Annotated in this window: 4 protein-coding genes; all 4 read left to right on the top strand. The window is 65.6% G+C overall.

Features of this window, described 5'->3' with window-relative positions; all coding sequences use genetic code 11:
• The first annotated feature begins 226 nt into the window (after positions 1-226).
• The 4 genes from ACFYMU_RS12160 to ACFYMU_RS12175 all read left to right on the top strand — a co-directional run bounded on the left by ACFYMU_RS12160 (position 227) and on the right by ACFYMU_RS12175 (position 10,960).
• A complete protein-coding gene (locus ACFYMU_RS12160) occupies positions 227-6,535 on the top strand; it encodes an RHS repeat domain-containing protein (protein ID WP_388371778.1) in 6,309 nt (2,102 codons plus the stop codon).
• Positions 6,536-7,133: 598 nt separating this feature from the next.
• Positions 7,134-8,759, top strand: a complete 1,626-nt coding sequence (locus ACFYMU_RS12165; RefSeq protein ID WP_388371781.1) for an ISAzo13 family transposase — start codon at positions 7,134-7,136, stop codon at positions 8,757-8,759.
• Positions 8,760-8,937: 178 nt separating this feature from the next.
• The gene (locus ACFYMU_RS12170; RefSeq protein WP_388371783.1) at positions 8,938-10,302 is read left to right on the top strand and encodes an IS4 family transposase; all 1,365 of its coding nucleotides are present in this window, start codon (positions 8,938-8,940) and stop codon (positions 10,300-10,302) included.
• A 133-nt stretch (positions 10,303-10,435) separates the two neighbouring features.
• Positions 10,436-10,960, top strand: a complete 525-nt coding sequence (locus ACFYMU_RS12175) for a hypothetical protein (RefSeq protein WP_388371786.1) — start codon at positions 10,436-10,438, stop codon at positions 10,958-10,960.
• The last annotated feature ends 656 nt before the right edge of the window (positions 10,961-11,616 follow it).

Here is an 11,616-nt window from a genome sequence, read left to right on the forward strand (position 1 = left end):
CCACTAGCAGACATTGGCTTCAAATGTGCTGGTCAAACGGTCACGCGAGCTCGTAAGACTGACAGACACTGACCTTTTGGGGAAGTTTCGACCAGAAATGCCACCGTGATCATTCTTGTGCGCGTAATCCCGATTAGGCGCGGCCGCAAAAAGACAAGGTCTGGTGCGTCAGGTGGAGTTCCTGTTAACGTCTGGCGGAATTCTCGGTGAGGGCTAGGGGTGGGGTGTGAGCCGTTCCAGCATGAGGCGAATCGTGCTGTCCGTTGCTGCAGCTTTGGTCGCTGGTGTATTGCCGCCGGCTTCCGCGGCTGTCGCCGCGGCGGGATCAGGCTTCGAGCTCCCAAGGCTGAAACAGCCACCAGCAGTTCCCGTCGAGCCGGTCGCCATCGGCGGCAAAAAGCGCCCGGATGAGGCCAAGCAACACGCCTGGAAGTCGGCGACGGTGTCATGGCCAGCGGCAGGCTCCGCCCATATCACCTTGAGCGAGAATTCCGTCCGCCGCGCGGGCAGGCTCCCGGTACTCATCGGCGACGTACGGGGCAAGAAGCACGCCAAGGCACGGCTGCCCGCCAAGGTGAGAGTGTCGGTGGCCGGGCGGGACGCGACCCGCGCGGCGGGCGTCGACGGCCTGCTGGTGTCCGCCAAACCTATCGACAGCGGCACCACGCCGGGCACGGCGGACGTGAAGGTGGACTACTCATCATTTCGAGGCGCCTACGGCGGCGACTGGGCGGCACGCCTGAGACTTGTCCAAATGCCGGCCTGTGTGCTGACCACGCCGGAGAAACCCCAGTGCCGAACGCACACCGATCTGCCCACCACCAACGACACCGCCGCAGGCGTACTCTCCGCACCCGTCACCTTCAAGTCAGCAGACAGCCAGTCAGCGCAACCGACCGTTCTCGCGGCCACGGCAGGAGCCGTCGGCCCCACGGGCAACTACAAGGCCACGTCGCTGAAGCCTTCGGGATCCTGGTCGGCGGGGGGTGCGACCGGCTCATTCGACTGGTCGTACCCGATCAGCGTTCCGTCCGTTCCCGGCGGTTTGCAGCCCTCCATCAATCTCGCCTACAGCTCCCAGTCCGTGGACGGTCAGACGGCCGCATCCAACAACCAGCCGTCATGGCTGGGTGATGGCTGGTCCTGGGAGCCCGGATACATCGAACGGCGCTACAAGCCCTGCGACGACGACAAGACGGACGCCACCAACACAACCAAAGTCGGCGACCTGTGCTGGTACAACGACAACGCCACCTTGTCGTTGGGGGGCAAAAGCACCGAACTGGTCTACGAGGACGGCAAGGGCTGGCACCCAGAGGCCGACGCGGGCGAGAAAGTGGAGAAACTCACCGACGCGGTCAACGGTGACACCGGCACCGCCGGCAAGGACGGGATCGGTGAACACTGGCGCGTCACGACGACCGACGGAACCCAGTACTACTTCGGAATGAACCGCCTGCCGGGCTGGAGCGATCACGGCAGCGACGCGGACGACCCGGAAACCAACTCCACCCTGACCGTCCCCGTCTTCGGCAACCACTCGGGGGAACCCTGCTACCAGCCGGCCTTCGCGGACGCCTGGTGTCAGCAGGCATGGCGCTGGCAACTCGACTACGTCGTCGACGCCCGCGGCAACGCGATGGCCTATTACTGGAACAACGAGACCAACAACTACGGCCGCAACGTCTCCGAGACCACCGGCAAGGCCACCGTCACCCCCTACGACCGTGCCGCCTACCTGGACCATATCGACTACGGCTTGCGTGACGACGCCGTCTACTCCGGCAAGGCCATGGGGCAGGTCCACTTCGATGTGGACGAACGATGCCTGTCCTCATGCTCGACCTTTGACGAAACAAACGCCAAGAACTGGCCGGACGTCCCATACGACCTGTACTGCAAGACGGACGCGACCGAGTGCAAGGACCAGTACTCGCCCAGCTTCTGGTCCCGCAAACGACTGACCTCCATCACCACCAAGATCCTCACCGGCGGCACCTACGACGACGTCGACTCCTGGACGCTCAAACAAAGCTTCCCCGCCTCCGGAGACGGTATCTCCACCCCGATGTGGCTGGAGTCCATCACTCACACGGGCAAAGCAGGCAGTCCCGTCACCCTGCCTCCGGTCACCTTCGCCGGCGAGCAGATGGCCAACCGGGTCGACCAGCTCGGCGACGGCCTGGCCCCCTTCGTCCGCCTGCGGCTCTACCAGATCACCACCGAAGCCGGCGGCACCGTCGCAGTCGACTACTCCCAGCCCGACTGCACCGCCACCACCCTGCCTCCCACAGACGACACCAACACCACGCGCTGCTTTCATTACAAATGGGCCTTCGAAGGCGATAAGGCCAAGGACGACTGGTTCAACTCCTACGTCGTCACCCAGGTCAGTGAGGGCGACAACATCGCCTCCACACCGGACACGGTGACGTCCTACTCCTATCTGGGAGGGGCGAGCTGGACCAAGAGCACCGACGAGTTCGCCAAGGCAGAGGACCGCACCTACTCCGTCTCTCGAGGCTACGGGCGGGTTCAGGTCCGCACCGGAGCGGGGGGCGACGCCAAGACCCTCTCCGAGACCCGCTACTTCCGTGGCATCGACGGTCAGGATGTCGAGGATTCCACCGGTGCCACGATCGCCGACCGCCAACAATTCGGCGGCATGGTCCGTGAGAAGGCCACCTACAACGGCGACGACACCACCAAGCTCGTCTCCGCCGCCTCGTACACACCTTGGCGTTCCGATCCCACCGCCACCCGTACAAGAACAGGCCTCCCCGCCCTCGAGTCCCGCATGACGGGCACGCAAAAGACCGAAGTCCGCACCGCCGTCTCCACCGGCATCCGCACCACCGAGTCGACCACCGAGTTCGACCAGTACGGCATGGTCAATTCGGTCTCCGAGACCGGAGACACAGCCAAAACCGGCGACGAACGTTGCACCTTCACCACCTACGCTCGCAATACGGGCAAGCATGTGCTGGACGCGGTCTCACGGGTGGAGACAGTGGCCAAGGAGTGCACCGGCACCACCATCACCCGCCCAGACGACGTCATCGACGACACCCGCACGTACTACGACAACGGCACCTTCGGTGCCGCGCCGACCAAGGGCCTTGTCACCAAGTCCGACCGCATCAACGGCAAGGGCGACGGCTACGACACCGTCTCCTCCATACCCAGCACCTGCGGTTCGGCCAAGACTGATCTCTGCTACGACATCTACGGCCGGCCCCTCGCCGCATCCGACGCCTACGGCGAGACAACTACCACCGTCTACACACCTACGACCGGTGAAGTGCCCACGCAGTCTCTGGTGACGCAGCCTCTCGGCCTTGTGACCACCGCCACCCTCGACCCCTTGCGCGGTCAACCCACACAGGTCAAGGACGCCAACAACAAGATCACGACCACCGCGTACGACGCCCTCGGCCGCATCACCAAGGTATGGCTGGCGACCCGGTCGGCAGCCACCTACCCCGACTCCCCCAACTACGCTTTCGACTACCAGGTCCGCACCGACGGCCCGACCATCACCACCACCAAGGCCCTCACGCACGACTCGCAATACCAGACGACCTACGCCTTCTCCGATGGGCTCCTGCGGGACATACAGACCCAAGCGCCCTCACCCGACCGCACCGGTCGCTTGGTGTCGGAGACCTTCTATGACACACGCGGCCTCGCTTGGCGTACGTCCGGCGCCTACTACACCGAAGGGGCTGCAGAACCGCTCCTGGTGACGGGGCAGGAACTGAAATATCCCGCCTCGCTTGACACCGAATACGACGGCGCCGGTCGTGTCACCGCCGCGATCTCCCGCAAGTTCGGTGACGAGACCAAGCGCACGGTTACCACGTACACGGGTGACACCACCACCATCGTCCCGCCCCAGGGTGGCGTCGCCACCACAACCGTCATGGACGCACTGGGGCGTACCACGGAACTCAGGGAGTACACCAACACCGACCGATCCGCATCCCAGGCCACCAGGTACGCCTACGACAATCGCGGCCTGCTCAAGCAGATCATCGACCCCTCGGGCGCCACCTGGACCTACGGCTACGACGTGCGGGGGCGGCAGACCACCGTCGACGACCCCGACAAGGGCCGCTCGGTGACCACGTACGACAAGGGCAACCGCATCACCGACGTCAAAGACGCCCGACAGATCACTCTGCACACCGACTACGACGCCCTCGGCCGTAAGACCGCCGCGAAAAACGGCAACACCACACTGGCGACCTGGTCTTACGACACCGTCGCCAAGGGTCAACTGTCAAAGGCAACCCGCTACGTCAACGGCAAGGCCTACGAAACGTCCATCACCTCCTACAACAGCCTCTATCAGCCTGTCGGCACTCAAGTCACCGTTCCGGACAGCGAAGGCAACCTCGCCGGCACCTATAAGTGGACCACTTCATACAACCTCAACACCGGCCAGGTGATGTGGACGCAGCAGCCCGCCATGGGCGGCCTGCCGCAAGAAAGGGTCAGCAACACCTACACCGCCGTCACCGGCCTGCTCAACACCGTCGGCGTGCCCGACGCCGCCCTGGTCTCCGCGAATACCTATGACCACTACGGACGCAACACCCGCCAGGAATACGGCGAGTTCGCGCAGCACCTCTGGGTCTCGAGTGAATACGACGACCACACCGGGAATATCACCCGCGCTTACGCCGACCGCGAGGTAGCACCCCAGCGCATCGAGGACACGAAGTACGGCTACGACCCAGCAGGCAACAACATCACGTCCATCGTCACCGCCTACGGCCAGGACGACAACCGCACCACCGACACGCAGTGCTTCACCCTCGACGTCCTGAACCGCGTCACCGAAGCCTGGACCAACACCGGCGAACAGTGTGCGAGCACGCCTTCGAACACAGTGGTCGGCGGACAGGACGCCTACTGGACCAGCTACACCTACGACGCAGTCGGCAACCGCACCACCGAAACCCAGCACAAGACCCCCTCCGAGCCCGCCGCCGACACTGTGCGCACTTACACAGCACCTGACGCCGGCAAACACAACCTGCCCAAAGTCACCCAGACAGGCACCAACGCACACGAGGAGACCTACTCCTACGACGCTGCAGGCAACACCAAGACGCGCCAGATCGGCACGAACGCGCTCCAGAGCCTGCAATGGGACGACGAAGGCCACCTCGCAAGCGTCACCCAGGACACCGCCGTCAGTAGTTACCTCTACGACGCCGACGGCCAGCGGGTGATCCGCCGTGACTCCACCGGCACCACCCTGTACCTGCCCGCGGGCAACGAACTCCACCTCGACAAGAGCGGTACTGTCACAGGAACCCGCTACTACACAGCGGAAGGAAGGACAGTTGCCGTACGCACCGGCGGCAAGCTGACCTTCATCCTCAGCGACCACCACGGCACGGGTACAACCCAGATCACCGCTGACGCGAGCCAGGCGATAACACGGCGAAAGAGCACTATCTTCGGAGCCCCCCGTGCGACTGACACCGGTCCATGGATCGGAGACAAGAGCTTCGTCGGTGGCATCAAGGACACCGACAGCGGCCTAACGCACCTCGGCGCCCGGGAGTACGACCCCTCCACCGGACGCTTCATCAGCGTCGACCCATTGCTCATGGTGGACGTCCCGCAGTCGCTCAACGGCTACGCCTACGCGGACAATAACCCGGTCACCAGCGCGGACTCCACGGGGATGTGCGCGGACATCGACTGCCCGACCCGTCCGGGTCCGGGTTACGAGAACACGACACCGGGTCACCTTCCCGGAAAAGCGAAGAAGAGTCAGAACGAGCAGGCGGCGGAATCTGGTGGTATAGCCTCCACCAACAGCACCGGCAAGACCAGCAGCGGCACCAAGAAGACCGGCGGCTCCTCGTGGAGCTGGCTGTCGACCATTGTCGACTACGGCTCCGCGGTCTTCTCCCAGCCCGAGATCTGGTGGGGCTCCGCGGAAACCGCAGGCAGCATAGTCCTCACGGGCATCGGCGGAGAAACCACGGTCGCCGGTCTCGGCCTGTGCCTCACCGGCGTCGGCTGCCTCGCCGGCGCCCCTGTCGCCGCAACCGGCGTAACCCTGGTCGGAGTCGGCGCCACCGGCACCGCGGACGGCATCGGACGCATCAACAACGGATTGGGCAAGGCATTCTCGGAGGCGAGCAGTGAATCCTCTGGCTCCTCCGCCGGGTCGAGAACCTTTACCTCCGACGATCCGCTCGTAGGCGATGTGGCTAACGAGATTGAGGCGAAGTACCCTGGCTTGGTAGAGGACGTCAATGTCCCAGTCAATCGCTCTGACGGATCCACTCTGACCGACTTCGACATCGAGCTCAAGAACGCTGTTATTCAAGTCAAGGCGGGTCCCGGGAAGGGCGCCGGGGCCCAGGTGACACGGACTCAGGAGGGGACGGGTAAGCCAGTGATCGTCTACGGTCCGAAACTGCGGCCGAGTGTGATCAAGGAAGTAAACAGCCGCGGTGGAATCGGTGTGACGTCGATGGATGACCTCCTGACGGTGGTGGCGCCGTGAATTCACTGATCGTATGTCTGCCGCGAAGCGTGACTTCTGAGGACGTCCGCGACCAACTGCTCGGCTCCCGAATGAGTGTGGAGTTTCGGGACAATCGGATTGCCGTGTCTGATGAAGGGGCACTTGCGTGGATCGAAAGAGACTCGGATGGCGAGCTTGAGAGGCAGTATGAGCCGCATGAGATTTCTCTCGTAAATGGACTCCTCGGACATTGGGTGGGCTTCATCATCGACTACCGATCAATAGAGGTAGCAGATATGGCCGTGGCGGCGATATGTGAGCGGTGGCCCTGCGTAGTGGACGATGAAGATGGATTTCTCGGGTGGGGGCGAGAGTACCTTGAACGCCGTGCCGAGGGTAGTTCCGCTCAATGAGAAGAGCGTCGGCTCCTCGTGGGGCCGGCTGTTCGCATAGGAAAGTGTTACCTGTCATTTGCGGAGTTTGCGGCAAGCGTCGGGACGGCTTGGCGCCTGCAGATGATGACACGTCCGCCCTGGGCACAGAAGTATTTCAGCGAATTGTTGAGGAGAGGCTTGAATGCTAAGGGCTTGCAGATCATCAAGGTGTTGCTTCCCGTCCCGTGGCTCGTTGATGTGGTATGCGCATCCCGGACGAGATCTGTGCCCAACTCGCCATGAAGTTCGCGGTGTTGTTCCCGCATCTGGATGAGCGGCAGCGACGGCTGCTGATGGCCGCAGAGGCCCGTGTGCTGGCACACGGCGGTGTTCGGGCCGTCGCGCGGGCGGCCTCGGTGAGTGAGACCACTGTCCGCAAGGGGGTGTCCGAGTTGGAAGCCGGCGAGGAGCCTCTGGGACGGGTGCGGCGGCCGGGCGGAGGCCGCAAGAGGGTCGCAGATCTCGATCCGGGGCTGCGGCCGGCGCTGCTGGCGCTGGTCGAGCCGGACGAGCGGGGCGATCCCATGTCACCGCTGCGGTGGACGGTGAAGTCGACCCGCACCCTGGCGCGAGAGCTTGCCCGGACGGGGCACAAAGTCAGTGCGGACACCGTCGCGGACCTGCTGCGAGAGGAAGACTTCAGTCTGCAGGCCAACGCCAAGGCCATCGAGGGAAGCCAGCATCCCGACCGGGACGCCCAGTTTTGCTATCTCAACGAGCAGGCCCGCGATCACCGGAATGCCGACCAGCCGGTGATCAGCGTGGACACCAAGAAGAAGGAACTCGTCGGCGAGTTCAAGAACAACGGCCGCCAGTGGCGTCCTGCGGCTGATCCGGTGCCGGTGAACGTCCATGACTTCGCCGACCCCCAGCTGGGCAAGGCCGTCCCGTACGGGATCTACGATCTCGCGGCGAACACCGGCTGGGTCAACGTGGGCACCGATCACGACACCGCCGCGTTTGCAGTGGAATCGATCCGCCGCTGGTGGTCCGGCCAGGGCCGGGCCGCCTACCCGCAGGCGACACGACTGCTCATCACCGCCGACGCGGGCGGCTCGAACGGCTACCGCACCCGGGCCTGGAAGCTCGAACTCGCCCGGCTCTCGGCCGAATCAGGACTGACGATCACCGTATGCCACCTGCCGCCGGGCACATCGAAGTGGAACAAGATCGAGCACCGGCTCTTCTCCCATATCACCATGAACTGGCGTGGCCGCCCGCTGACCAGCCACGAAGTCATCGTCCAGTCCATCGCCGCGACCACCACCCGCACCGGACTGCGCGTCATGGCCGAGCTGGACACCAACCTCTACCCCACCGGAGTCCAGATCGGTGACGCGGAGATGGCGGCCCTGCCGCTGACCCGACACGCCTTCCACGGCGACTGGAACTATGCCCTGCACCCCCAGCCCTGCCCGGCCGTCCCAGCACCCCGGGCTCCGCAGAAGCCGGCCCCGGAATGGGACGACGCTCTACTGTCCGACCCCGCCCTGATCGGCATGTCCCGGCAGCAACTGAGCGATCTCATCGACACTTTGGTCGTCGACGGCGACGTCAAGCGCGGCCGCCCGCCCCGGCTCGCCTTCCCTGACCAGGTCCTGGCAGCCGTCCTTAACCTGCGGGTCGCCCTGGCCGCGGAACCCCTCGCCGTGCTGTTCGACAGCAGCCGGACCGCCATGCACCGCACCCTGCTGAAGATCAGGACACTGCTCAAGGCGCACAGCATCATCATCCCGCCGGCAGCCACTCCACCTTCCGCCCTCACGACCTTCCAGGCTCGCGTTCGAGCCCTGAGCGGCACCCCCAGCGTGATCAAGACGACGCGTTAATGATCTGCAAGCCCTTAGCCTTGATCGGCTACACCACCAAACGGCAACACCGTTGCGTTAAGGCGGTGGATGGGTCTGTCAAGTGGGCGAACAGCAGGGCGGGACCTCGGGTAGGTCCCTTGGTGTCGAGCCAGGGGCGAACAACCCGGAGGTCCCGTTGTTATCGAAGTCTGCCAGCGTGCGGTGCACAGCGACAGGTCCGGACGTGTACGCGCCCGGCCATGTCGGCGAGTTGACTCAGATCATCGATCCCGACCTCGTTGATGCGGTCATCGAGGAAACCGCCGCGCGGGAACAACGGCTGCGTCTGCTGCCGGCGCGGGTCGTGGTGTACTTCGTCCTCGCCCTAGCCTTCTTCGAGCGGTCTTCCTACCAGGCGGTCTGGGGCAAGCTCACCGCGGGCCTCGGCCACACCGCCGTGGCCCAGCCGTGCGCCTCGTCCCTGTCGCGTGCCCGTCGCAGGCTGGGCGTCGCGCCGCTGCGTGCCTTGTTCGCAGTCCTGGCGGGGCCGGTGGCCACCCCCGTCCAGACCTGCGCCTTCTACCGCGGGCGTCGCGTGGTCGCCATCGACCGCACCACCCTGAACGCTCCCGACGAGACGGCGGTGACCTGGCACTATCCCAAGCACATCGGCCGCGTGCGTGAATTCGGCTATCCGCTTGTGCGTCTGGTGGCCCTGGTCGAGTGCGGCACCCGCGCCCTCCTCGACGCGGTCTTCGGCCCCGACCGGACCGGGGAGATCTCCTACGCCCACCGCCTGCTGGGCCGTCTGGACGCGTCGATGCTGCTGGCCGACGCCTACTACGACGCGGTCGGGTTCCTGACCGCGGTCTCCGACACCGGGGCGGCCTTCCTGCTGCGTTCCACCCGCAAGCGGCGCCCGACCATCCGGCACCCCCTGCCCGACGGCTCTTACAGGACCTTCATCCACTCCAGCAACTACCGGGCAGGCCACGGCTACGGACAGCGCCTGGAGGTCAGGGTGATCGAAGCATGGGTGACCGTCACGCTCGCCGACGGCAGCAGGCGCACCGAGTTGTGGCGCCTGCTCACCACGCTCCTGGATGCCGAACGCCACCCGGCCACGGAACTGATCGAGCTCTACCACCGGCGCTGGCAGGCGGAGACCTGCTACTTCTCGCTGAAGTCCACGATCCTCGACCAACGGGTGCTGCGCTCGCGGACCGTCCCCGGCCTCGAGCAGGAGATCTACGCCCTGCTGGCCGTCTACCAGGCATTGATCAGGACGGCTGACGACCTCACCTCCGTGCACCCGCAGCTGTCCGCGCAGCGCGTGAGCTTCACCGTCCTGCTGCAGGCCGCTGCCGACCAGATCGTGGCCGCAGCAGGCATCGCCCCGACCGAACCGGTAACGCTGGTGGGCGCGATCGGCCGCGCCGCCCTGGCGAACCTGATCCCTCAGCAACGCCGATGGCGCGTGAAGTCACGGATGCTGAAGAGGTACAGCAAGTACCCCTTCAACCGGAACCGCCACCCGCGAACGGCCCAGAAATACACCCATTCATACCGAAGTGATCCCTGACGGATGGGCCCCTTGACAACAACGCCGCCGACCAAAAGCAACGGTGTTGCACCAAACGGGACGCCATCCCGGAGCCTGGCAGCGGTTGTGGACTGGACACGGCACCAAGGGCGACCGACACTACGACTGGGCGGTGATCGGCGTCACCGGCGATGCCCCCGGCCACAGTGCAGGGGACAGCCTCCTGCTGGTCCGCCGGTATCGCTGCACCTGCGAACTGTTTTTCTGCCGTTGCTACTCCACCACCCCGGTCACCCTGGCCGAGCTGGCGGCGGCGGTTCACACCATGTGGCGGGTCGAGGAAGACTTCGCGACCGCGAAATCCCTGACCGGGCCTCGACCAGGGACAGGTGACTTGCTGAAACTTGTGGATGCGCTGGAGCTTGATCAGCCAGGTCGCGGCCGCCCTGTTGCCGCCCATGCCCTCACTCGACCCACCGGCCCGAAAGCCGAGCCGGGGAGGCAGACGCCGGAGATCGTCGCAGGCGCGCAGGGTCGTCCCTTCGCGTGGGTCGACGACCAGATCGCGGACGCGGATCGCACCTGGGTGAGGGATCAGCACGGTGGTCCGGCCCAGCTGCACCGGGTGGATCCCCAGACAGGGCTGGCCGCCGATGACTTCGCCCTCCTGGCGCGCTGGGCTGGGGACTTGGGCTGACGCCGGAGATGAAAAAGGCAAGGAGGGCGATACCCACTCCTTGCCACTCTCAACGTATAGCGCACCGGGGGGCTTGCGGCAAGACCCGGGTCGTGCCGCAGAATCGCCGCCCTGGACCAGAACCGGGGGAACGGGAGTTTCGCGACGTGCGTGTGGTGGTGTCGGTCTATGGGTCGCGCGGGGGCGGCGAACCGCCAGCGGAACTCTCGGTGCGGTCCCGGTCCCGGTCCCGGTTGCGATCGTGGGTTCTCGACGCGGGGGTGCAGGTGTGCGTGCAGCCGTACGGGGGCGTCGCGCAGCGGCCCGCCGGTGCCAGCGTTCGGCTGGTGCCGGTCCGCGCGTCGGCGTGCGCGCTGACGACGGCGGCCCAACTGCCGCCTCGCGCGGCCGGATCGGTCACTGGTCGGTTCGGCGCGGTCACCGCGGCGGCCGGCGGATGCGACGTACCGGCCGCGACCGGCGTGATACGGGCCGCGGCCGGTGCGCGGCCGGCGGCCGGGAAACCGGGCACACGCTCCGGGTGCGTGGCCGTCCGGCAGCTCACCCTGCCGTCAGCGCCGCACCACCCGCGGCCGGCGTGGCCGGACCGGCCGTTCCGGCACCGCGGACCCACCCACGAGCGAGGGTCGTGGCCCGCACGATCCGCACCGACGGGG

It is taken from the genome of Streptomyces sp. NPDC007264 (genome assembly GCF_042869095.1).
Classification (GTDB): Bacteria; Actinomycetota; Actinomycetes; order Streptomycetales; family Streptomycetaceae; genus Streptomyces.

What these genes read in the sequence shown, in the direction of transcription:
- ACFYMU_RS12165 (WP_388371781.1), top strand. Translation starts at nt 7,134, where the DNA reads ATGCGCATCCCGGACGAGATCTGTGCCCAACTCGCCATGAAGTTCGCG.